This window comes from Halorussus lipolyticus, from assembly GCF_029338375.1.
Classification (GTDB): Archaea; Halobacteriota; Halobacteria; order Halobacteriales; family Haladaptataceae; genus Halorussus; species Halorussus lipolyticus.
In genome coordinates, this window is record NZ_CP119804.1 from 2,659,116 (window position 1) to 2,680,568 (window position 21,453).

Sequence of the window (21,453 nt, forward strand, 5' to 3'; positions counted from 1 at the left end):
AAAACACCCGTTCGGGCGCGCACGCGTGAGAAGAACACGGCAACGACTCTCACGGTGTTCGGCGCGGAGAGAAGTTATCGTAAAAATCGGTCGTTCGGGCCGGCGGTTTCTCGGTCAGGCTTTCTCGACTTCGAGGACCGTCACCATGCCGCTGTCGTCGGCGCGGGTCGAGACGCGCTCCCACCCCGCTTCCGCCAGCAGGTCGGCGTGTTCGTCGTCGGTCCGGACCCGGCCCTCGACGCTACTCATCATGTACATGTCGTAGAGCTTCGGGAAGTCGCCGCCGTTGGGTCCGACGACCGGTTCCACGATGAGGACGCGGGCGTCGTCGGGAGCGCTCTCGCGGATGGTCGAGAGGATTTGGACGTACTCGTCGTCGCCCCAGTCGTGGAGTACGTGTTTGAGGGTGTAGCGGTCGGCCTCGGGCACCGACTCGAACATGTCGCCGCCGACGAGCGAGCATCGGTCCTCGACGCCCAGTTTCGGCGCGACCAGTTCCTCGGTACTCGGCAGGTCGAGGACCGTGCCTTCGAGGTGGGGGAACTCCGCGAGGAGCTTACACAGCATGTAGCCCCGGCCGCCGGCAACGTCGCAGACGTGCGAGACCGACTCGAAGTCGTAGCCCGCGAGGACCTTCAGGATGGCCTCGGACTGGACCTGCGTGAGACTGCTCATCCCCTCGTTGAACAACTCGGCGAACGCGGGGTCCTCGCTGGTGCGCTCGAACAGGCCCTGTCCGTGTTCGCGCTCGAAGGGAGTCGGTTCGCCCTCTCGAACGAAGTCCGGAATCTGGTTCCACGGGGTGACGAAATCGGGCGAGTTGATGATTTCGACCACGCCGCTCAGCGAGGCCGGGTGGTCAGAGCGCAGGAGCGCGCCCTCGGGAGTCAGGGTGAAGGTCCGCCCTTCGTGTTCGTCCAGTAGGTCAAGCGAGGCCAGTGCCCGGAGGAGCCTGTACGATTGGTCGGGGTCCAACTCCAGTCCCTCGGCGATGTCGTCGGCGGGGGTCGGCTCCTCGCCCACCGCGTCGAAGACGCCCAACTCGACCCCGGCGTAGAGGGTCTGGCTTCGCCAGAGGCCGTAGGTCAAATCCATCACGTTCCGGACGGCGTTCGCTCCCGAATCCGCGTTTTCTGTCATGGGTTACCGTGGAAAAACAATGCGAGTACGGTTATTTAAGCCTTGATTAGCTCGCCAGCGAGTCGGGCGTCCACTTGCCAGCCAGCGTCGTGACCAGCATCGTGACCGCCGAGGAGCCGATGCCGACGAAGGTGCCGGGGAGCGAACTCGGGCCGGCAATCGTCCAGCCGACCCCCGTGACGACGCCGACGACGATGCCCGCCAGCACCGGTCGGCCCGAAAGCCAGTCCCACCGGAGCGCGGCGTAGACCGGCACGAGGAAGGCGCAGGTCAGCAGAACTGCTCGCAGGTAGTAGATGACGATGATGGTCCCCGGCGGGTCGATGGCGACCCCGGCGGCCGCGAGTCCCGCGGTGACGGCCGAGAACCGGAACACCCGAAGCTTCGTCTCGTCGTCGGCGTCGGGCCGGAAGTACGAGAAGATGTCGTGGGCGGCGGTGACGCCGGTGCCGTGGAGCATCGTGTCGGTGGTCGAGAGAATCGCGCCCATCGCCGCCAGAATCAGGAGCGCGCCGATTTCTTGGGGCAGGTACTGAGTGAGCAACAGCGGGAAGGCGGCGTCCGGGTTGTCAACCGGGATGCCCGCGTTGTTGAGCGCGACGACTGCGGCCCCGCCGAGGAAGACCATCGCAAAGGAGAACGCCGTGAGGATGACCCCGCTGACCGCGATGTGGGACTTGGCGGTCTTGAGGTCACGGGTCGCGTTCAGGTGGATGATGGCGCTCTGGCTGGTGAACAGCGTGCCGAAGAACGCCGTCGCGGTGCCGAGGACCCCGATAATCGTCTGGTCGGGCCGGAGCGGCGTGAGCAGTTCGGGGTCGATGTTCGCCAGTTGGGTGTTGACCGACGCGAGGCCGCCGAGGTCGGTCACGAGGTAGACCGAGACGAAGAAGACGGACGCGACCATAACGGTCCCCTGCACGAGGTCGGTCCACGCCACGCTGACGAGACCACCCATCACGGTGTAGGCGATGAAGACGACGGCCACGACCCAGACGATGTATTTGTAGTCGATGCCGGTAATCGTCGTCACCAGCAGACTCGCGCCGACCAACTGCATCAGGACGTAGAGCCAGCCGTTCAGGAGCAGGACCACGGCGGAAATCGGCTTCGCGCCCTCGTAGCCCGTCACGTCCACGATGATGTCGGGCAGGGTGGTGTACTCGAAGCTTCGGACCTTGTGGGCGACGAAGTACATCCCGCTGAGACCCAGCATGAGGCCGAACTGGATGTTGAGCATCACCGAGTAGCCGTCGGTGTAAATCGCGCCGACCAGACCGATGATGGCGACGGTACTGACGAAGTTGGCGACCAGCGACCACGTGGCCAGCGTCGGGCCGAGGTCACGCCCGTAGAGCCAGAAGTCCTCGAGCGACTCGCTCTGCTTGTTCCCCCACGCGCCCAGCGCCAGCACGCCCAGCAGGTAGACGGCGAACGCGCCGGTGTAGAAGGTGTTCATCGTCATCGCGGCTCCTCCCGAATCGGCTTGCCGAGCAGAATGTGGACGACGAGGTAGTGGACCGCGGCGGCACACCCGGCCATCGCCGTCACGCCGAACGCGGCCGCGGTCGCGTCAGGCATCCCAAATATTGTTGTAGGACTCATATTTATTTGCTAAGAAATTGGGGAGTTGGTTGGCCCGCGGTAGTGCGTTCGTCGGCGTCGGCGAGTGTTCCGGCCCGTGAAGCCGTGAAAAACCGCTGTAAGCCGCTGTGTGAACTCATCGGAAACGAATCAAGATTCAAATACCATTAATCTTTATATCATTGGTAATTACTAACAGATTAACTACAGATTTGCGGAAACCGGGCCTCCTCGTCGTGAATCACGCTACTGGTGACACCGAAGTCGAGGAGGCCACGCACCCGACGAAATCAGTGTGTGAATCGGTAGAACGGAACAAAACTATTTTGGTCTCGCGCAGAACCTATGAACTAATGATGGGTGGGTGCAAAACGGGTGCCAATGGCAGATTTCGAGACTGGTTTCCAAGCGGAACGCGACGCCGACTTCTCGTGGATTAGTCCGCTGGGCGTCGAATCTTCGCTCGAACAGTTGCTTTCCTATCCCGAAGGCAGAGACGACATCGACAGCATCATCGACGCGGGGTGCGGTGACGGGACGCTGACGGCCAAACTCGCCGAGCGATACCCCGACATCGAGGTCCACGGCGTGGACCCCGTCGCCGAGGACATCGCAGAGGCCGAGGAGAAAGTCGCGGGCCTCGACAACGCCACCGTCGAGGAGGCCTACCTCGACCCCGAGGTTCACGAGGCGGACCTCGTTTACGCCATCAACATGGTGCAGGACACGCCCGACCCCGCCGAGGTCATCGAGCAGATTCACGATACCCTCCGCGAGGGCGGCGAGGCCATCGTCACCGCCCCGACCACCGGCACCGAGGACCTGTTTGTAGACCCTTCGCCCAAGTACCCCCACACGGAACTGACCGAGTACGACGACCACCTCGTCAACGACTTGGGGTACGTCCGGGGCGAAGTCCACTACGGCGACGAACTCATCGAGCAGAAACTCTACGCGACCCCCGACGAGGGCGACGAGTCGCTGGTCCTCAGTCAGTACACCATCGAACCGGAGACGGTCGAACGCTTCTGCTGTGAGGCCGGATTCGAAATCGCCGAGACCGACTCGCTGGTCTGCAACCCCGCCGCTATCACCTACTTCATGGACTTCTTCAACTACGCCGAGGAACTCGACGAGTGGCGCGACCGGACCCAGCGGTTTCAGGACGACCCCGAGTCGGTGGACGACGACGAACTCCTGAGCGTCTACACGCTGGTCCTGCGAGCGTAGTCGATTCGTTTCGACTCCCGATTTTCTGCCGCCGTGCCCCGACTGACTAACTGCGGTACCGAAATAATAAAAACTTAAATATCTTACTTTGGGATTCATTACGTAATGTGGGCGAAAATCGGTTTTTCGACGGCGATTTGGCGCTGTCGCCATCGTGTTTTTAATCGAACACGAACGCCCGCGGTTCCACGCCCGCCGGTTCGACGCCTCGCGCTCCCGGCGACAGGGTTCACAGGTGACACACATGTCTGAGACTGTCCACGGAGACGAGACGACCGGTGGCGAAACGACCGCAGACGAAACCACGGCCGACGACCAGACGATGGCCGAGTGGTTCACCGGCGTCGCCGACGAGTACGCCGACCGCACGCTGGCGCTGGTCCGGCGCGAAACCGCTTCGGGATTCGCCTTCGAGGAGCGCACCTTCGGCGACCACTACGAGCGCGCCGCCGGGGTGGCGTCGGCCCTCCTCGAATCGGGTGTCGAACCCGGCGACCGTGTGGGGATTCGGGCCGGCACGTGCTACGAATGGTCGGTCGTGGACATCGCCGCCTACCTCGCTGGCGTCGTGCTGGTCCCGGTGTTCCCCGATTTCAGCCCCGAACAGGCCACCTACGTCATCGACGACGCGGGCATCGACGCGCTGTTCGTGGCCGAGGACCCCGACCCACAGGTCGCCGAGGCCGTCGATGCAGTCTACCACTTGGATGACCTCCCGCGAGGGAATCCCGACGACCTGCCGGACCCGACTTCTGCTCCCGACGACGTGGCGACCATCATCTACACCAGCGGAACCACCGGCGACCCGAAGGGATGCGCCATCACCCACCGCAATCTCCTCGCCGGCACCGGAATGATAGCCACTCGCCTGCCGGTCGAGGCCGACGACGTGGGCACCTGCTTCCTGCCGCTTTCCCACGTCTTCCAGCGCGTCGGCACCTACCTGTTCTGGAGCGCCGGGGCGAGCGTGGCCTACATGCACCCCGACGACATCAAAGGGGAACTCTGCGCTGTCGAACCCTCGGTCCTCATCACGGTCCCGCGGGTCTACCGGCGCATCTACGACCGCCTCCAGAACCGCATCGCCGGCATGTCCGGCGCGAAGCGCAAACTCCTCGAATGGGCCGACGGCGTGGCCCACGAGTACGGCGCGGCCCTCAGCGGTGATGGCACTCCCGGTTCGGTCCTCCGGGCCAAGCACGCTCTCGCGGACAGACTCGTCTTCTCGAAACTCCGGGCCGAACTGGGGCTAACCAACGTCCGTCACGCGATAACCGGCGCGGCGAGCATCGACGCCGACCTGCTTCACTTCTTCTGGGGGATGGGTGTCCCGCTCTGTGAGGTCTACGGCGCGACTGAAACCACCGGCCCGGTGGCCGCGAACTACCGCGACCACTTCCGGGCGGGTACGGTGGGCCAACCCATCGGCGAGGGCGAGGTCCGACTGGCCGACGACGGCGAAATCCTCTACCGCGGGCCGAACGTGATGGACCGCTACTGGGGCAACGACGAGGCCACCGACGAATCGCTCACCGACGGGTGGTACCACACCGGCGACATCGGCGAGTTCGACGACGCGGGATTCCTGCAAATCGTGGACCGTAAGAAGCGCATCGCGGTCCTCGACACCGGCAAGACGATTGCGCCCACCCGAATCGAGTCGGTCCTGACCCGGAGTCGCTACGTCGGGGACGCGATGGCTATCGCCGACGGTCGGAAGTTCGTGACCGCGCTCGTCCAACCCAACTTCGAGGCCCTCGCGGACTTCGCCGAGTCGGAAGGCATCGACGCCGACCCGACCCGAGACGAGGAGGGAACGCCGGTTGCGGTCCCAGAGGAACTCGTCCAACACGAGGCGGTCCGAAATCTCTACGAGCGAGAAATCGAGGACGCAAACGAGTCGCTGGCCAAGTCCGAGACGATTGGGGAGTTCCGACTCGTTTCCCGCGAGTTCAGCGTCGAGAAGGGCGAACTCACGCCGACGCTGAAAAAGCGCCAGTCCGAAATCGAGGAGCGATTCGCCGAGAAGATTTCTGCGATGTACGAGGGAACCTGAGTCGCTATCGCGCCAGAGGGTTCAAAAGCCCTTGCCGAGCAGTTCGCGGGCGATGATGTTCTTCTGAATCTCGGTGGTGCCCTCGTAGATTTGGGTAATTTTGGCGTCCCGGTAGAACCGTTCCACGTCGAAGTCGTTGACGTAGCCAGCGCCGCCGAAGATTTGGACCGCCTCTTGGGTCACGTCCACCGCCACGCGGGAGGCGAACTCTTTCGCCATCGAGACGAGTTTGGTGTTGTCGTCTTTCCCGTTGTCGACGGCCCACGCCGCCTTGTGGGTCAGACTCCGGGCGGCCTCGATTTGGGTGTACATCTCGGCGATTTTGTGCTGAATCGCTTGGAACTCCGAGATGGGCCGGTCGAACTGCTCGCGCTCTTGGGCGTACTCCAGCGCCCTGTCTGCCGCGCCCTTGGCGATGCCCAACCCTTGGGCCGCACCGCCGACTCGGAGTTTGTCGAAAAACTGCATCTGTTGGAGGAAGCCCATGCCTCGCGTGCCGACGAGGTTGTCCTCCGGAACGCGAACGTCGTCCAGAATCAGTTCGGCGGTGTCGCCCGCTCGGACGCCCATCTTCCCGGTAATCTTCTCGGCCTCGAAACCGTCGCGGTCCGACTCCACGATGATTTGGGAGAAGCCGTTGTACCGCCCCTCGGCGTCGGGGTCGGTCTTACAGAGCATGACGAAGAAGTCCCCGACCGTTCCGTTCGAAATCCACATCTTGTTCCCGTTAATCACCCATTCGTCGCCGTCCTTCTCGGCGCGAGTCGAAATCGAGGACACGTCCGACCCAGCGTGGGGTTCCGAGATGGCGATACCGCAAATCGAGTCGCCCGAGGCGATGTCCGGAAGGTACTCCTCGCACTGCTCGTCGGTGCCGAACCGGACGAGGGCCTCGCTCCCGTAGGAGGTAGAGATGACGCTTCCCCCGATTCCGGCGTCGGCCGCGAACAGTTCTTCGATGATGAGCGCCATCTCGAGCGCGCCGTACCCGGCACCGCCGTACTCCATCGGGACTTGCGGGGCCAGCAGGCCCATCTCGGCCGCTTTCTCGACGACTTCCCACGGGTACTTCTCGTCGGTGTCGTACTCGGTGGCGACCGGTTTGATTTCCTCCTCGGCGAAGCGTCGAATCTCGCTTTTGAGTTGCTTTTGCTCCTCGGATAAGGCGAAGTCCATACGCCACCTCCCGATTCGAGATATAAAAATATGCCTATGAGCGAAATATATCTTTCCGAATAGATATTTCGATTAGTAGACGAATACGCAAAATAATCGGCGGACACGCCGTCTCGCCGGGGTTCATTTTTCTCTATTTTTAATCATTAAGAACCTTCTCCGATAACAGTAAGTATATACCTCGCTGGCTACCTAGATTGGGCTAGCGAGAGTATGGCACCGGAGGTATCGGGCACCGAGGCTGGGGCGTCACACATCGACTCCGACGACCGAGCAGTCCCCGATTCCACCGGGTCACGTAGCCTTTCCGCACAGCGTGGCAACTACACGATGCAGGAGTTCACCACATGAGTAAGAACACACCACCGAACTCACCGCGAGCAACGGCCGGACGGAGCGACACGTGGGAGGACCGACGAAAAGCGGGCCAAGACGCCCGATTCAACTCGAAACTCACCGAGATGTTCGGCTCGACGCCGTTCATCCTCACCAAGTTCAACAAGTTCATGAACTGGGTACGAGGCTCGTCGATGTTCCTCTTCCAGTTCGGTATCGCGTGCTGTAGCATCGAGATGATGCACTCGTTCGCAACCAAGCACGACCTCGACCGGTTCGGTTCCGGTGTGCCTCGTGCCTCCCCGCGACAGGCAGACCTGATGGTCATTCCGGGCACTATCGTCTCTAAACTCGGCCCGCGTCTCAAGCGACTCTACGACCAGATGCCCGAACCCAAGTTCGTCGTCAGCATGGGTTCGTGTACGATTTCGGGCGGTCCCTTCCAAGAGGGGTACAACGTCATCAAGGGCGCGGAGCAGATTCTCCCCGTGGACATCCACGTCCCCGGCTGTCCGCCCCGGCCCGAGGCCCTCCTGTACGGCATCGTGAAGCTTCAGGAGCGCATCGCAAACGGCGAGAGTACCCGCGTCACGGTCAAGCCCTACGAACTCGAACAGTTCAACGACCTCGAGCGAGACGAGTTGGTCGATAGTCTCGCCGACCAAATCGACCAAGACGACCTCGTCATGCGGTACGACTGGACCGAAAGCCAATGAGTAGCGAAAAACTCCAACCGGACAGCAGTTCCGCGATACAGTCCACCGAGGAGATAGCGGACCTGCTGAGCGAACACGTCATCGAACGCGACGACCATCTCAACGCGCCGGGGTTCGTCGTTCGACCCGACGAGGTGACGGACGTCCTCGGAAAACTCCGAAACGAGGCCGGATTCGACCATCTGTCGAACGTCACCGCCCAAGAGTACGAGGACCGGTACGAGACCATCTACCACCTCCGAAAGTACGACGACGCGACCCAAGAGGTCAGCGTCGTGGTCCCGACCACCACCGACGACCCGGTTAGCGAGTCCGCCAACGAGGTCTTTCGGACCGCCGACTGGCACGAGCGAGAGGCCTACGACCTCCTCGGCATCGAATACGAGGACCACCCCGACCCGCGCCGCATCCTCCTCCCGGAGACGTGGCAGGGTCATCCCCTCTCGAAGGACTACAATCAGGAGCAACCGCAGGTGGTCTCCTTCGCCGAACACGCCAACCCCATTGCCGAGGACTACCACGACGACGAGTCGGACACGATGCTCCTCAACGTCGGTCCCAACCACCCGGCGACCCACGGCGTCCTCCACCTGAAGACGGTGCTGGACGGCGAGCAGGTCGCGGACGTTGACCCCGACATCGGCTACCTCCATCGGTGTGAGGAGCAGATGGCCCAACAGGGCACGTACCGCCACCAGATTATGCCCTACCCCGACCGGTGGGACTACGCTTCCTCGGGCCTCCTCAACGAGTGGTCCTACGCCCGCGCGGCCGAGGACCTGAACGACATCGAGGTGCCCGAGTACGCCCAGATTATCCGGACGATGGGTGCCGAGTTGTGCCGAATCGCCTCGCACCTGCTGGCGCTGGGAACCTACGCGCTCGACGTGTACGGCGACTTCACTGCCATCTTCATGTACGCGATGCGGGACCGCGAGAAAGTTCTCAACGTCCTCGAAGACCTCACCGGCCAGCGCCTGATGTTCAACTACTTCCGTCTGGGCGGCGTGGTCTGGGACCTACCCGAACCCCGCGAGGAGTTCTTCGAGAAGACCCGCGACCTGCTCGACGACATCCCCGAATCGCTCGAGGAGTACCACGACCTCGTTACGGGCAACGAGATTCTGCAGGTCCGGACCATCGACACGGGCGTCCTCGAACCCGAGGTTGCCAAGAACTACGGCGTGACCGGTCCGGTCGCCCGTGGCTCTGGCATCGACTACGACGTCCGGCGTGACGACCCCTACGGCTACTACGACGAACTCGACTGGGAAGTCGTCACCGAGGACGGGTGCGACAACTTCTCGCGCCTCCTCGTTCGGATGCGGGAAGTCGAGGAGTCCGCGAAAATCATCAGCCAGTGTATCGACCTGCTCGAAGACTGGCCGGAAGACGAGCGCAACATTCAGGCCAACGTTCCTCGGACGCTCAAGCCCGACGCCGACACCGAAATCTATCGGTCGGTCGAGGCCGCGAAGGGCGAACTCGGCATCTACATCCGGTCTGACGGTACCGACAAGCCCGGCCGGTTCAAGATTCGCTCGCCGTGCTTCTCGAACCTGCAGGCACTGCCAGAGATGGCCGAAGGCGGGACGGTCCCCGACCTCATCGCGTCGTTGGGAAGCCTCGACGTCATCATGGGCGAAGTGGACCGATAACCCCTCTGACAGTTTATTTTACTTCTAATTTTTGGAAAAGTATTAAGCACTCCCCGTATGATTAGACTGCGTAATGGCCAACAATCAGGAATTGGCTCCGGATTCTCAGCAAATCGTTACGGAAGTTCAAAATCAGACGCTCAGTCCACCCCTCGATAGACTCGTCGAGGAGTACAACGAGAGAATCGGCATACGAGACGAATACCTCTGGAAGTGGCTCTCGCGGAGTTTTCCGTTCGTCACGCTCGATAGCGTGCCCGACGAGCGAGTCGAACACGTCTGTACCCACAAGACGATTCTCTCGATGTACGTTACGCTCGTGGACGACTTGGCAGACAACTTTCGTGACGCCGAGTCGTTTCGAGAGGCCACCAAGATTCCCTTCGAGCAGGAGTACACCGATTTCGAGCGTGACGACGTGCGGACCGACTACCTGCGATTTCTCCAAGAGGTCTGGGACACCACCGAGTCACTGCTCGAAGCGACCGACCGGGAGTCGGAGTTTCGCCCCTTCTTCGAGTTCGACCTCCGCCAGTCGCTGAACGCGATGGACTACGAGCGACTCGCCAACGACCACCCCGAGATGATGAACACCATGGAGATGATGCAGTACACGCCCCACAACATGGTGATGCTGGCGGCGGCCGACATCGACCTGATGAACTCGCCGTCTGCGGACCGCGACGAGTTGCCCCAGATTCGGGAGTCGGTCTACCGCGGCCAGCAACTCGTCCGCATCAGCAACTGGACCTCGACGTGGGAGCGCGAAATCGCGGAGGGGGATTTCACCTCCGCCATCTTCACCAAGGCCATCGCCCGAGGACTCCTCTCGCAGGCGGAACTCGAAGGACTCCGGGAGGGCGACGAGAGTCTCGACCCCGAGACCTTCGTCGCCCGGTTCAAGCGACACGGACTGGAAAGCGAACTGCTGGACCAGTGGGATTTGAAATACTCGACACTCCAGTCCGAGGTTCCGGAGGCCGACTCCGTAGACCTGACCGATTTCATCGAGGGCGTCTCGACGGTCCGAGAGTACCACATGGCAAGCAAAGGTTATAAATAGAGTCTATTAAAAGAAATTAATACTACTCATGACTCAAATAAACGATACTAGCCGAGATTTCAGGCTCAGTCAAGAATACCAACCACAGAAGTTCTTCAAGCACGCAGTCTACAATCACTGGGACCCCTACGACGACATCCCCCAAGAGTTGCTGGTAGACGACCGCGAGAAACTCATCGACCACGGCCTGACCGACGACGAGTTCGAGGAGTTCATGAACGCGCTGGCGCTGTTCGGCGCTGGCGAGGAGGCCGTCACCGAGGACCTCGCGCCACTGATGTCGGTGCTGGATGACGTGAACGACCAGATGTACATCTCCTCCCAGATTTACGAGGAGGCCAAACACACCCAGTTTTTCGACCGCTACTGGCGGGAAGTCGTCTTCCCGGTGGCCGAGGAACTCGGCTTCGAGAAGGTCTACCCCACCGACCAGCGATTCTTCATGGACGGCTACGTCTCGCTGTTCGACAAGAACGAGTCTGCGATGGAGCGCCTCCTCGAAGAAGACACCCCCGAGACCCGCGCCGAGGCCTACTGTCACTACCACCTGACCGTCGAGGGCGTGGTGGCCCAGACCGCCTACTACGGTTTCGAGTCGGCGTTTAGCCCGCGGGCCGACGACATCTCCGCCCGCGAGTACCCCAACCTCGAAGGTCTCATCGAGGGCACCTCCTACGTCCGGTCGGACGAGGGCCGCCACGTCGGGTTCGGGATGTTCAAGATTCAGGAACTCCTCGAAGACGGCGTGGACGAGACGGTCATCCACGAGACGATGACCGACCTCCTGCCCGACGTGTTCGGCACCTTCGAGCCTTTCGAACTCCTGTTCAAGGCCGACGCGCTGGTGGACTACGCCAGCGACAAGTTCGACCACCGGATGGACACCATCACTGACGATGACCGCGAACTCCCGCCGGTCGAGGAGTTGGTGCAGGTCGAGAAGTAGCGCGGTTCGGAACGACCACAGTTTTGCGCACTCGGCCCGAAGGCGACTCGCATGGGCGACCCGATTTTCTACGTCGATGGCGACCTCCGGCCCGAAAGCGAGGCGACCGTCTCGGTCCAAGACCGGGGGTTCAAGTACGGAGACGCCGCGTTCGAGACGCTCCGGGCCTACGGCGGCGACCCCTTCGAGTGGGACCGCCACGCCGAGCGCCTGACACGGACCTGCGACCTGCTCGGGTTCGACCACGGATTCGAGGCCTCGGAACTCCGGGCTATCGTGGACGACACGCTCTCTGCCAACGACTTCGCGGACGCCTACGTCAGACTCTCGGTCACTCGCGGAGTCCACACCGGCAAGTTGGCACCGCCCTCAGACCCCGACCCCACCGTGGTCGTCCTCGTCTCGGAGTTGCCCCGAGGAGGACGCGACGGGACCGAGGTCTGGGACGCCCCGGCAACCGCCGAACTGGTCGAGCGCGTCCGAATCTCCGACGAGTCGCTTCCCTCGGCCGCCAAGACGCACAACTACCTACAGGGAGTCTTGGCCCGACGCGAGGCCGACGCCGACGAGGCGCTCATGCTCGATTCCGAGGGCTTCCTGACCGAGGGCGCGACCAGCAACCTGTTTTTCGTCGCCGACGGCGCGCTGAAGACGCCCTCGCTCGAGGGACCGATTCTGCCGGGCATCACCAGAGAAGTCGTCCTCGAACTCGCCGAGGCGGAAGATATTCCGGTCGAAACTGGACGGTACACCGCCGAAGACCTCCGCCGGGCGGACGAGGCCTTCCTGACGAACTCGACGTGGGAGGTTCGCCCGCTCTCGCGGGTCGGCGAGACCGAGTTTGGCGTCGGTCCGATAACGGAGCGACTGGTCGAGGCGTTCGACGCCCGCGTCGAGGAACGCCACTACTGACGCCCGTCGCGGGCATCGCGGTCCCGAATTACACGGCGGACGACTGCGCGGTGCGAGTCGAATTCGAGACCCGAAAATTGGAAATTTTCGAATTCCCTCGTGAGACGCTGGCGTGCGCCGACCTGAGACAATTTATCCTGTGTTAAAGAAAGGACTAGTTTGGTTAGGGGTGGGCATTTCTTTCTGTAAGCGCACTTCTCTGCCGGACGCCGAACGAAACGCCGAACGCGTTCCCCGTATCGCCGGATTGTGCCCGTTTGAAGCGACCAGCGGTGCGTCTCCGAATCTGAAAAAACTACCAATATCTAATTATAGGGTGTATTTGCCAAACACGGGATTTTCTCGGCGAGATAATTTGAAACTCTCAGATTTTATCGGAGACTTTATGGCGTTCGGGAGATTACGGAAGAGTAGCCACCGGTCGTCGCCCTCGGAGGGGTGGCTCGGGGCCATACCATATGACCCACAAAACACTCGAACTCGGGGGCGGACCGACCGGTCTCGAAATCGCAACCGAACTCGCGGTACAGAACCGCTCCGTCGGTGTCACCGCCGAGGAGCCGACATCCGCAGACCGAACGACCGAGGCCGACGACCGAGTGAGGTTCAGCGGATAATGGCGAAAGGATTAGAGCGCGACCTCGGACTCGCCAGCGTCGTCGCCATCAGCATCGGTGCCATGGTCGGGAGCGGTATCTTCATCCTGCCCGCGCTGGCGGTCGGCATCGCCGGTCCGGCGGTCGTCCTCGCCTACCTCGTCGCCGGGATTCTCGTCCTTCCCGCGGCGCTCTCGAAGGCGGAGATGGCGACGGCCATGCCGGAATCCGGCGGTTCCTACGTCTACATCGAGCGCGGGATGGGTCCGCTTCTGGGCACTATCGCCGGACTCGGCACGTGGTTCTCGCTGTCGTTCAAGGGCGCACTCGCGCTCGTCGGCGGCGTGCCCTACCTCCTCCTGCTCGTCTCGGTGCCCGACGGGTGGATACTCCCGCTGACGCTCGGCCTCGCTGTCGCCTTGGTTGCGGTCAATCTGGTCGGTGCCAAACTCACCGGTCGGCTTCAGGTCGCCATCGTCGCCGTCATGCTCGCGGTGATGGTCTGGTTCGTCGGCGGCGGCGCTTTCGACGTGCAGAGCGCCAACTTCGCGGGGTTCTTCGGTGAAGGACCGGGCGGTCTCGTCGCCGCGACGGGCCTCGTGTTCGTCTCCTACGCCGGCGTCACGAAGGTCGCCAGCGTCGCCGAAGAAATCGAGAACCCCGACCGGAACATCCCGCTGGGGATTCTCGGGTCGCTCGCGTTCACCACCCTGCTGTACGTCCTCATCGTCGCCGTGATGGTCGGCGTCGCCGACCTCTCGACCATCGGACAGACGCTCACGCCGATGGCGGACGTGGCCGAGGTCACGCTCGGTCCGCTCGGCGTCGGTGCGGTCGTCGTCGCGGCCGTCCTCGCGCTGGTCTCGACGGCCAACGCGGGCATCCTGTCGTCGTCGCGCTACCCCTTTGCGATGGCGCGAGACCGACTCGTGCCCGCGAAACTGGGGGCCGTCCACGACGACCTCGGGACGCCAGCGACCGCAATCTCGCTCACGGGCCTTGTTCTGCTCGTGTTCATCGCGTTCGTCCCCATCATGGAAATCGCAAAGCTCGCAAGCGCCTTCCAAATCCTCGTGTTCGTCCTTATCAACGCCGCCGTCGTCGCGTTCCGCGAGGGCCACGCCGAGTACGAACCGAGCTTTCGAGCGCCGCTCTACCCGTGGACGCAGGTGTTCGGCGTCGTGACGGGGGTAGCCCTGCTGACGCAGATGGGCACGGTCCCGCTGGTCGGCGCGGTGGCCATCATCGCCGTCGGCGTTGCGTGGTACCTCGCCTACGCCCGCCAGCAGGTCGAGCGCGAGGGTGCCGCCATCGAGGAGGTCCGCCGACGAGTCGGCGAAGACCTCGCCGAGGAAACCCGCGAGGCGCTCTCGCAACCCGGCTACGAGGTGCTGGTCGGCGTCGGCGAGCAGACGTCCCCGGAACGCGAACGCAAACTGGTCCGCATCGCCGCTGACGCCGCGCAGGCACACGACGGCGGGGTCTCCGTCGTCCGATTCGACATCGAACCCGACCAAGTGCCCCTCGCGTACGCCGCCGAGGACCAGTCGCCGGGCGACGAGGCTTTCGAGGAGTTCACCGCACAGTTGGCCGCCGAGGCGGACGTTCCGGTGAGCTTCGGGGAAGTCGTCACTCACGACGCCGCCCACGCTGTCGTCAACGTCGCCGACGAACACGACGCCGACCTCCTCGTGCTGTCCGAGGACGACTCCGGCTTCGAAGGCGGGCTACTGCGAGACGACATTCAGTGGGTCCGCGACCACGCGCCGTGCGACGTCGGGACGCTCTCGGGCGGCGAACTCGGCGACCTGACGGACCTCTGCGTCGTCACCGACAGCGGTCCCTACGACCCCGTCAAACTGGCGCTGGGCGATGCGTTCGCCAGCGTCAACGACGCCCGCATGCATCTGGAGTACCGCGTCGGTCGCCACACGACCGACCGCCGCACGGACGCCATCGACGCCTACCACGGCGACATCCGCGAGGTGGTCGAGAGTTCGGGGCAGACGATGGTCGCGCGTCCCGACGGCGGGCGCGTCACCGCCCCCGACCTCACGCTCGTCAGTGCCGCCGACCCGCTCGACGAAGGCCGGTCCGAGCCGGTACTCACGGTCCACCTCCACGACCGAAACCGGCCGAGTCGCCTCCGACGGCTACTGGCACGGCTCACGTTCTGACCGGGCGTTTCGGTCCGAACCGACGTTTCGGTCCTGACCGGCCTGCCGGTCGTATCGCCGTCGGCGTCTGACTCGACTGTGGCGTGAAATACGGGGCAAGCGAAGCGCGTAAACCCCTCGCTGAACTACTCTCCCGTAATCGAATGAGCCACAAAGACAAATACTACAACAAATCTAAGCAAGAAGGCTATCGCTCTCGCGCCGCCTACAAACTCAAGCAAATCGACAGAGCCGAGGACCTCCTCCACGAGGGCAAGACCGTGGTGGACCTCGGGGCCGCACCCGGCGGGTGGTTGCAGGTCGCCAGCGAGGAGGTCGGAACCGGCACCGTCGTCGGCGTGGACCTCCAGCGCATCAAGGACGTAGACGGCGTGGAGACGGTCCGGGGCGACATGACCGAGGAGTCCACCAAGGAGGAAGTACGGGACATCGCGGGCGACGCGGTGGATGTGGTCGTCTCTGACATGGCACCCAACATGACCGGCGAGTACAGCGTGGACCACGCCCGGTCGGTCCACCTCGCCCGGCAGGCGTTCGAGACGGCACTCGACGTGCTGGACACCGGCGGGGACTTCGCGGTGAAGGTCTTCGAAGGGCAGGACTTAGACGATTTGCGCGACGAAATGGACGACGAGTTCGAGTACGTCCGGACGCTCCGACCCGACGCTTCGCGGGATTCCTCCTCGGAGGTCTATCTGGTCGCCAAGGGCCGGATGACTGCGCCGGTCGAGGAGGGCGACGTGCTGGAAGTCGAAATCGTAGACGAAGGCTCAGAGGGCGACGGCGTGGCCAAAGTCGAGAGCTACACCGTCTTCGTCCCCGGTGCCGACGAGGGCGAGGTGGTGGAGGTCGAAATCACCGAGGTCAAACCGCGGTTCGGATTCGGCGAAGTGGTCTGATTTTTCGGGCATCTCCACTCACCGCGAAATCCAGCAGTAGGTCTGAATCGCCCCGAACAACAGCGCCAGCACGCCGTTTTCGACCAGCAGAAACAGTTGCGCCTGCGCCGGGTCCACCTGCCGGACGACCAACAGGAGGACCGCGAACACCGTCGCCAGCACGAGGTTGTACTTCGCCAGTGCCGACCAGCACGACTCGTCGAGTTCGATGAGACCGTCGCTTCCCATGCCTACTCAATCGTGTCGGGGGCGGAAAAGCCGGATGGGCGCGCAGAACTCCGGAGTGCGAACAGTGTTTGGCAGGCTAGATTCGCGCGCCGACGCCCGCCCTGTTTTAAGGCGGGGGTCGAGCGCCCGCTTTAGATGCGGGCTCCGACGCCCGCCCACCGGACCAATCCGCGAAAGAAGATGACGACGCCGACCAGAAACGCGGTCAGCGCCGCGACCATCGGCACCGCTTCGAGCGCCGGGCCGCCGAAGAACGGCCCCCGAATCAGCATCCACCCGCCGAACGTCGTTACGCCGAGACCGAACAGGGCAGTGATTCCACCGAGTAATTTTCGCATATCCGTGTGGCTCACTCTACCCCACCTAAGAAACGTTTTTGGCCGAGTGCCTATGTCTAAAAATAGTAAGTTCTGGTTCCGTTATGGCAGATTCAGCTCTGCGTCTGATTTCGGGCCTCGTCCACCCACGCCGGTTCCGCGACAGTCGTCTCGTTCACGTCCGAAATCGTCATCGTGACCGAACTCCGGACCCACTGGTCGCCGCGCTCGGTCCGGGCCGAGGCCTCGAAGCGGTGGATGATGCCCTGCTCGTCCACCAGAAGGGTCGCGTCGTAGTCGGTGACGTTCGTCCCGTTGGGTGCCGACACGTCGCTTCCGTCGGCCCGGAGGACCACCAGCGTCGTCCCGTTGTCCTCCCGAACGCCGTCGGGCGTGAAGTTCGCGCCGACCTGCCCGGCGAACCGATTGAGGTAGGCGGTGCCCGCGTAGGACGACGGGAGGAGTTTCAGGCCGTCGGCGCTCCGGTCGGCCACTCGGTAGTCCACGCGCTCGGCGGTGGCGACTCGGAGGTATCGCTTCTCTGCAGTCGAGTAGGTGGCCATCGACTGGGCCGCACCCGAGACGTTCACGTGGACGTTCTCGCGGTCGGGGCCGACCGCGGCGGTCGCACTCATCGACCGGTTCGACGCCGAACTGTTCTGGGATACCTCGAAGGCGAGGGTGAAGCTACTCCCGTTCAGGGCCTCGGTGTGGGCGCTCGACAGCTTTGCGAGGTCGGTCCCGTTCGCCGAGACGCCCGGCGGGTTCGACACGTCGTCGGGGGACTGTCCGTCCGCGCCGTTCGCCCCGCCGGGGAGCGCGCCGGAACACCCGGCGAGCGCGACGAGACAACTGACTGCTATCAACTGGAGGGCACTGCGTTGCATCGGATTCAGTCTTCCGGGGCAGAGTGAAAGGAGTGGCGGTGTCGCCCGGCAATGTGTCCGAAATCTGTGTCGTCAGTCTGCGGTCCGCGGCGCAGGCGCGGCCGACCCACGAGACCGGAGGTAGCCCACCACGACGTAGACGAAGGGGGTGTCGGCCACCGCGATGGTGAGTTTGAGGAGGTACTGGCCCAACGCGAGGCCCAGCAGTTGGTTGACCGTCTGCACGTCGCCGCCGCGGAGCGCGGGCACGACTGCGAACCCGACGGAGACGAAGATGAGGGTGTCGAGCAGTTGGCTGGTCGCTGTCGAACCCACGTTGCGAATCCAGAGGTGGTCGCCGTCGGTGGCCTCGCGGATGGCGTGGAACACGCGCACGTCCCAGTGCTGGCTCACGAGATAGGCGAGCAGGCTGGCGACGACGATGTTGAGGCTCGCGCCGAGGACGCTCTCGAACGTCGCGGGGTCGATGGGACTGAACGGCGCAGTGGGCGCGAAGATGGTGGACCAGACCAGCGCCAGCAGGACGAAGTTCATGGCGAACCCGACGTTGACGACCTTGTGGGCCTCGTCGGGACCGTAGAGTTCCGAGTAGCAGTCCGAGGCGAAGAAGGTGACGGCGTAGGCCAGCGCCGCGCCGGGCATCACCAGCAGGCTCTCGGTGAACGGGAGCGAGAACGGAATCGAGAACCCGAGGAGTTTCGACGCCGTAAGCTGTGCGGTCACCAGCGCGGTAACGAACAGCGCGACCAGCGCGATGCGGCCGGTGGGGAGCGGCGCGGTGTCTCGATACGCGCCCTCTCGCGGGCCGTCACTCATCTTCCAACCGTCCGTGACGCTCGTCGATTTCGTCCAGCACGTCCAGCATCTTCCGGACCGACGCCCGGACGGCCTCGCTCCGGTTGACGAACTTGCCCTCCTCGCCGACGTGGGAATCGAGGTCTTCGAGGAGCTCGTCGGGCACTTCCACGCTTATCTTGCTCATACTGGGATATTATCGCTCGATGTGTTAAAGCGTTCGAGGTTTCGACGGAAATGGGTTAGGTGGGATTTGGGTATCTAATTACGTGTCTAGAAAATATATTTATTGCTGAAGGAATTGTATAGTTGTTCTTAGCTCTGCGAGAGTAAAGACGACGTAGAATCCGTCTGCCGCTCGAAACTCGAAAAAACGAACCCGCGAACGAACTCCTACGACCGCCGACCGCCGAGCGTGATGACCCACAATCCGCCAAGCCCGATGAGGTACGCGATGGAAATCGGGATGGCGATGAGGAACATCGTGTAGAGGCTGTCGGGCGTGAGCAGACCCGCGGCGGCGAACACCGCAATCGTCACCTCGCGCCAGCGGTCTTTCATCGCGTCGAACGAGACGATGCCGCCGCGCTCGAACAGCCACATCGTCAGGGGGATGTCGGCCAGCAGGCCGATTCCGGCGGTGGTGAAGAACACCAGCCAGAAGAAGTTGTTGACCCGGTAGGAGATAATCATCTCGGCGCGAACCGCGTCGGCGACCAGCCACGAGATGATGCTCGGCGCGACGACGGCGTAGCCCAGCGCGCTTCCGGCGATGAGACCGACCGCGATGGTGCCCGACCAGAGACCGAACACGTTACGACTCCCCGAGGCGAGTCCGCGCTCCTTCAGCGCGGGCCACGCGTAGTAGAGGACCAACGGAAGGACCGCCACGGCACCCAGTAGGGTCGCAATCTTGACCTCGAAGACGAGGGCCTCGACCGGGTGGAGCGTCACGATGTTCAGCACCGTCTCGCCCGACCCCGTTTCGGGCCGAACCTCGGCCGGAAGCCGCGAGAGGAAGTCCTCGCGGATGAGGCCGATACCGCCCCGGTAGAGGAACATGAACACGCCAGCGAGGACGGCCATGAACACGCCCACGATGCGGAACATCTTCGAGGTCAGACTCTCCAAGATGAACCGGATGTCGTAGGCCCACCCGCCGATGTCGTCCTCGGTGGTCTCGTCCTCGGTGAAGGCGTCGGCCATGCCCGCGGCCGTACTCTCCATCAGGTCGCTCGCGGACTCGGGCCTGTCGGGTTCGCGCGGGAAGGTGGCCTCGTTGAGGTCCTCGTCGTCGTCCTTCACCTCGTCTTCCGTCGGGATGGTCTCGTCGGCGGCGTCGTCGCCTTCCTCCTCTTCGGGGTGGAGTTCGTCGTACCGGTCGAGGATGGCTTGGGCCTTCTCGGCGTCGTCGGCCTCCATGGCCTCGCCAGCGTGGCCGACGGCCTCGTCCTCGGTCATCTCCTCGAAGACCTCCGGAGGAGCGGCCCGGACTGCACCGGCGTCGAGGTTTTCGAGGTCGATGTCGGCGGGGTCGCCCGCCGGCGGTGCGGTGGCCTGCACCGCGGTCTGGACCTCGTTGAGTTCTTGGGTCAGGTAGTAGAGGAAGGCCACCACGAACGCGACGAGCGCGACGATGCCCGACACGAGGAGGACCGACTCAGTTCGCGGCAGGCCGAAGACGGCATCCACCGTCGGAAGCGCGTACTGGGAGGGGAGTTGGGCGTTGACCGCCTCGACGCCCGCCTGCGTGAAGAACATGCGGACCAGCAGGAAGACCAGCGCGGGTGCGCCGAGAACCCGTATCGCGTTGTCTCGAACGACGCCAGCGAAGCTGAGTTGGTCGCTCCCGCGCTTGAGCGTCACGACGATTTTCGTGAGATAGAGGCTGAAGGCGTACAGCAGGATGAGCGGCGTCGCCCACATGACCTGCGTGAAGGGGTCCGGGGGCGAGGCGACTGCGCCGAACACGAAGATGCCCATGATGGCGTAGCGCCACTTGTCGCGGAAGGTTTCGTAGGGGACGATGCCGGTGTAGCCCAGACCGCTCATCACCAGCGGGAGTTCGGCGGCGAGGCCGAACGACAGTGAGAGGAAGGCGATGAACTCGGTCCACTTCACGATGGAGTAGCGCGTCTCGAAGCCCGCGGTGATGGCGTTCTCGGCGAGGAACTTGAACATCAGCGGGAAGAATACGCCGTAGCCGTAGACCATGCCGCCGAAGAACAGGCCGATGGCTAGCAGGACGAGGAGGGCGATTTTCCAGCGAGCGATGGGCGCGCCGGGGTACCACGACCGCTGGCGGAGCGAGTCGCGCGAGTAGTAGAGCAAGACGGGGAGTGCCACGACACCGCCCGCGATGGCACCGATTTTGGCCTGTAACAGAATCACGTCGAAGGGAGTCACCGCGATGACGGTGACGGATTCGGCCAGTGACGGTGGCATCTGGGCCTTGGTGACTGCCTTCAGGAAGGGCCACCCGGCCGTGCGGAGCGCGTAGAAAGAAGCGACGAAGCCGACGAGGAAGACGATGAAGACTTTTTGCAGGTGTGTCTGAGCCGTCGAGAGCATCGCTCCGATGGTCTCGCGGCCGCTATTGACTGCGTTCGCGGTGTCCTCGTCGACGATACTACTTCCAGTCCCGGACATTCTTTGGGAAGGGTAGCCGTGTCTTAGTTATCAATCTTCTCGTCCTTCCAAGAGAAGAAAGCCTATAATGACAGGACCGCTTAGAGCG

The 21,453-nt window shown here is 63.2% G+C and carries 20 protein-coding genes; 11 read left to right on the forward strand and 9 right to left on the reverse strand.

Features of this window, described 5'->3' with window-relative positions; all coding sequences use genetic code 11:
* Positions 1-114 precede the first annotated feature (114 nt).
* Both P2T57_RS13390 and P2T57_RS13395 read right to left on the reverse strand, forming a co-directional pair.
* On the reverse strand, positions 115-1,140 hold the full coding sequence (locus P2T57_RS13390) for a methyltransferase (RefSeq protein ID WP_276299717.1): 1,026 nt from the start codon (positions 1,138-1,140) through the stop codon (positions 115-117).
* 46 nt (positions 1,141-1,186) lie between these two features.
* Positions 1,187-2,605 carry a sodium:solute symporter family protein gene (locus P2T57_RS13395; RefSeq protein WP_276299718.1) on the reverse strand — a complete coding sequence of 473 codons (1,419 nt, stop codon included), beginning with the start codon at positions 2,603-2,605 and terminating at the stop codon, positions 1,187-1,189.
* 500 nt (positions 2,606-3,105) lie between these two features.
* On the opposite strand from P2T57_RS13395, the gene P2T57_RS13400 reads away from it, so the two are divergent.
* Positions 3,106-3,954: a class I SAM-dependent methyltransferase gene (locus P2T57_RS13400; RefSeq protein WP_276299719.1), complete on the forward strand. Its 849-nt coding sequence runs from the start codon at positions 3,106-3,108 to the stop codon at positions 3,952-3,954.
* 244 nt (positions 3,955-4,198) lie between these two features.
* On the forward strand, positions 4,199-6,010 hold the full coding sequence (locus tag P2T57_RS13405) for an AMP-dependent synthetase/ligase (RefSeq protein WP_276299720.1): 1,812 nt from the start codon (positions 4,199-4,201) through the stop codon (positions 6,008-6,010).
* Positions 6,011-6,031: 21 nt separating this feature from the next.
* Here the strand turns inward: P2T57_RS13405 and P2T57_RS13410 are convergent, their stop codons facing one another.
* Positions 6,032-7,186: an acyl-CoA dehydrogenase family protein gene (locus P2T57_RS13410; RefSeq protein ID WP_276299721.1), complete on the reverse strand. Its 1,155-nt coding sequence runs from the start codon at positions 7,184-7,186 to the stop codon at positions 6,032-6,034.
* A 213-nt stretch (positions 7,187-7,399) separates the two neighbouring features.
* On the opposite strand from P2T57_RS13410, the gene P2T57_RS13415 reads away from it, so the two are divergent.
* The 9 genes from P2T57_RS13415 (at position 7,400) to P2T57_RS13455 (ending at position 16,489) form a co-directional block, all read left to right on the forward strand.
* The gene (locus P2T57_RS13415) at positions 7,400-7,537 is read left to right on the forward strand and encodes a hypothetical protein (protein WP_276299722.1); all 138 of its coding nucleotides are present in this window, start codon (positions 7,400-7,402) and stop codon (positions 7,535-7,537) included.
* Positions 7,534-8,238: an NADH-quinone oxidoreductase subunit B gene (locus tag P2T57_RS13420; RefSeq protein ID WP_420028501.1), complete on the forward strand. Its 705-nt coding sequence runs from the start codon at positions 7,534-7,536 to the stop codon at positions 8,236-8,238. Before P2T57_RS13415 ends, P2T57_RS13420 begins: the two co-directional genes overlap by 4 nt.
* Complete coding sequence (locus P2T57_RS13425; RefSeq protein ID WP_276299723.1) at positions 8,235-9,896, forward strand: NADH-quinone oxidoreductase subunit D; 1,662 nt, start codon at positions 8,235-8,237, stop codon at positions 9,894-9,896. The genes P2T57_RS13420 and P2T57_RS13425 overlap by 4 nt, the downstream gene beginning before the upstream one ends.
* 73 nt (positions 9,897-9,969) lie before the next feature.
* Positions 9,970-10,959 (forward strand): hypothetical protein, encoded by a 990-nt coding sequence (locus P2T57_RS13430; protein WP_276299724.1) that lies wholly within the window; start codon positions 9,970-9,972, stop codon positions 10,957-10,959.
* A 28-nt stretch (positions 10,960-10,987) separates the two neighbouring features.
* Positions 10,988-11,905, forward strand: a complete 918-nt coding sequence (locus P2T57_RS13435; RefSeq protein WP_276299725.1) for a ferritin family protein — start codon at positions 10,988-10,990, stop codon at positions 11,903-11,905.
* Positions 11,906-11,956: 51 nt separating this feature from the next.
* A complete protein-coding gene (locus tag P2T57_RS13440) occupies positions 11,957-12,817 on the forward strand; it encodes an aminotransferase class IV (RefSeq protein WP_276299726.1) in 861 nt (286 codons plus the stop codon).
* 458 nt (positions 12,818-13,275) lie between these two features.
* On the forward strand, positions 13,276-13,434 hold the full coding sequence (locus P2T57_RS13445) for a hypothetical protein (RefSeq protein ID WP_276299727.1): 159 nt from the start codon (positions 13,276-13,278) through the stop codon (positions 13,432-13,434).
* Positions 13,434-15,590, forward strand: coding sequence for a universal stress protein (locus tag P2T57_RS13450; protein WP_276299728.1), 2,157 nt, complete (start codon positions 13,434-13,436; stop codon positions 15,588-15,590). The genes P2T57_RS13445 and P2T57_RS13450 overlap by 1 nt, the downstream gene beginning before the upstream one ends.
* 143 nt (positions 15,591-15,733) lie before the next feature.
* Positions 15,734-16,489, forward strand: coding sequence for an SAM-dependent methyltransferase (locus P2T57_RS13455; RefSeq protein ID WP_276299729.1), 756 nt, complete (start codon positions 15,734-15,736; stop codon positions 16,487-16,489).
* An 18-nt stretch (positions 16,490-16,507) separates the two neighbouring features.
* Here the strand turns inward: P2T57_RS13455 and P2T57_RS13460 are convergent, their stop codons facing one another.
* The 6 genes from P2T57_RS13460 to P2T57_RS13485 form a co-directional block, all read right to left on the reverse strand.
* The gene (locus P2T57_RS13460) at positions 16,508-16,717 is read right to left on the reverse strand and encodes a hypothetical protein (RefSeq protein ID WP_276299730.1); all 210 of its coding nucleotides are present in this window, start codon (positions 16,715-16,717) and stop codon (positions 16,508-16,510) included.
* A 131-nt stretch (positions 16,718-16,848) separates the two neighbouring features.
* Complete coding sequence (locus P2T57_RS13465) at positions 16,849-17,055, reverse strand: DUF8132 family protein (protein WP_276299731.1); 207 nt, start codon at positions 17,053-17,055, stop codon at positions 16,849-16,851.
* A gap of 92 nt (positions 17,056-17,147) precedes the next feature.
* Positions 17,148-17,921, reverse strand: a complete 774-nt coding sequence (locus P2T57_RS13470; protein WP_276299732.1) for a DUF7537 family lipoprotein — start codon at positions 17,919-17,921, stop codon at positions 17,148-17,150.
* A gap of 72 nt (positions 17,922-17,993) precedes the next feature.
* Complete coding sequence (locus P2T57_RS13475) at positions 17,994-18,737, reverse strand: queuosine precursor transporter (protein ID WP_276299733.1); 744 nt, start codon at positions 18,735-18,737, stop codon at positions 17,994-17,996.
* Positions 18,730-18,903 (reverse strand): ribbon-helix-helix domain-containing protein, encoded by a 174-nt coding sequence (locus tag P2T57_RS13480; RefSeq protein WP_276299734.1) that lies wholly within the window; start codon positions 18,901-18,903, stop codon positions 18,730-18,732. Before P2T57_RS13480 ends, P2T57_RS13475 begins: the two co-directional genes overlap by 8 nt.
* 206 nt (positions 18,904-19,109) lie before the next feature.
* On the reverse strand, positions 19,110-21,365 hold the full coding sequence (locus P2T57_RS13485) for a twin-arginine translocase subunit TatC (RefSeq protein WP_276299735.1): 2,256 nt from the start codon (positions 21,363-21,365) through the stop codon (positions 19,110-19,112).
* Between the last annotated feature and the right edge of the window lie 88 nt (positions 21,366-21,453).

Excerpts from the sequence above, each read along its gene's own strand:
- P2T57_RS13435 (WP_276299725.1), top strand. The coding sequence starts at position 10,988 with ATGACTCAAATAAACGATACTAGCCGAGATTTCAGGCTCAGTCAAGAA.
- P2T57_RS13460 (WP_276299730.1), bottom strand. The coding sequence starts at position 16,717 with ATGGGAAGCGACGGTCTCATCGAACTCGACGAGTCGTGCTGGTCGGCA.
- P2T57_RS13475 (WP_276299733.1), bottom strand. The coding sequence starts at position 18,737 with ATGAGTGACGGCCCGCGAGAGGGCGCGTATCGAGACACCGCGCCGCTC.
- P2T57_RS13430 (WP_276299724.1), top strand. The coding sequence starts at position 9,970 with ATGGCCAACAATCAGGAATTGGCTCCGGATTCTCAGCAAATCGTTACG.
- P2T57_RS13420 (WP_420028501.1), top strand. The coding sequence starts at position 7,534 with ATGAGTAAGAACACACCACCGAACTCACCGCGAGCAACGGCCGGACGG.
- P2T57_RS13390 (WP_276299717.1), bottom strand. The coding sequence starts at position 1,140 with ATGACAGAAAACGCGGATTCGGGAGCGAACGCCGTCCGGAACGTGATG.
- P2T57_RS13485 (WP_276299735.1), bottom strand. The coding sequence starts at position 21,365 with ATGTCCGGGACTGGAAGTAGTATCGTCGACGAGGACACCGCGAACGCA.
- P2T57_RS13410 (WP_276299721.1), bottom strand. The coding sequence starts at position 7,186 with ATGGACTTCGCCTTATCCGAGGAGCAAAAGCAACTCAAAAGCGAGATT.
- P2T57_RS13400 (WP_276299719.1), top strand. The coding sequence starts at position 3,106 with ATGGCAGATTTCGAGACTGGTTTCCAAGCGGAACGCGACGCCGACTTC.
- P2T57_RS13470 (WP_276299732.1), bottom strand. The coding sequence starts at position 17,921 with ATGCAACGCAGTGCCCTCCAGTTGATAGCAGTCAGTTGTCTCGTCGCG.
- P2T57_RS13455 (WP_276299729.1), top strand. The coding sequence starts at position 15,734 with ATGAGCCACAAAGACAAATACTACAACAAATCTAAGCAAGAAGGCTAT.
- P2T57_RS13445 (WP_276299727.1), top strand. The coding sequence starts at position 13,276 with ATGACCCACAAAACACTCGAACTCGGGGGCGGACCGACCGGTCTCGAA.
- P2T57_RS13425 (WP_276299723.1), top strand. The coding sequence starts at position 8,235 with ATGAGTAGCGAAAAACTCCAACCGGACAGCAGTTCCGCGATACAGTCC.
- P2T57_RS13465 (WP_276299731.1), bottom strand. The coding sequence starts at position 17,055 with ATGCGAAAATTACTCGGTGGAATCACTGCCCTGTTCGGTCTCGGCGTA.
- P2T57_RS13440 (WP_276299726.1), top strand. The coding sequence starts at position 11,957 with ATGGGCGACCCGATTTTCTACGTCGATGGCGACCTCCGGCCCGAAAGC.
- P2T57_RS13405 (WP_276299720.1), top strand. The coding sequence starts at position 4,199 with ATGTCTGAGACTGTCCACGGAGACGAGACGACCGGTGGCGAAACGACC.
- P2T57_RS13450 (WP_276299728.1), top strand. The coding sequence starts at position 13,434 with ATGGCGAAAGGATTAGAGCGCGACCTCGGACTCGCCAGCGTCGTCGCC.
- P2T57_RS13415 (WP_276299722.1), top strand. The coding sequence starts at position 7,400 with ATGGCACCGGAGGTATCGGGCACCGAGGCTGGGGCGTCACACATCGAC.
- P2T57_RS13480 (WP_276299734.1), bottom strand. The coding sequence starts at position 18,903 with ATGAGCAAGATAAGCGTGGAAGTGCCCGACGAGCTCCTCGAAGACCTC.
- P2T57_RS13395 (WP_276299718.1), bottom strand. The coding sequence starts at position 2,605 with ATGACGATGAACACCTTCTACACCGGCGCGTTCGCCGTCTACCTGCTG.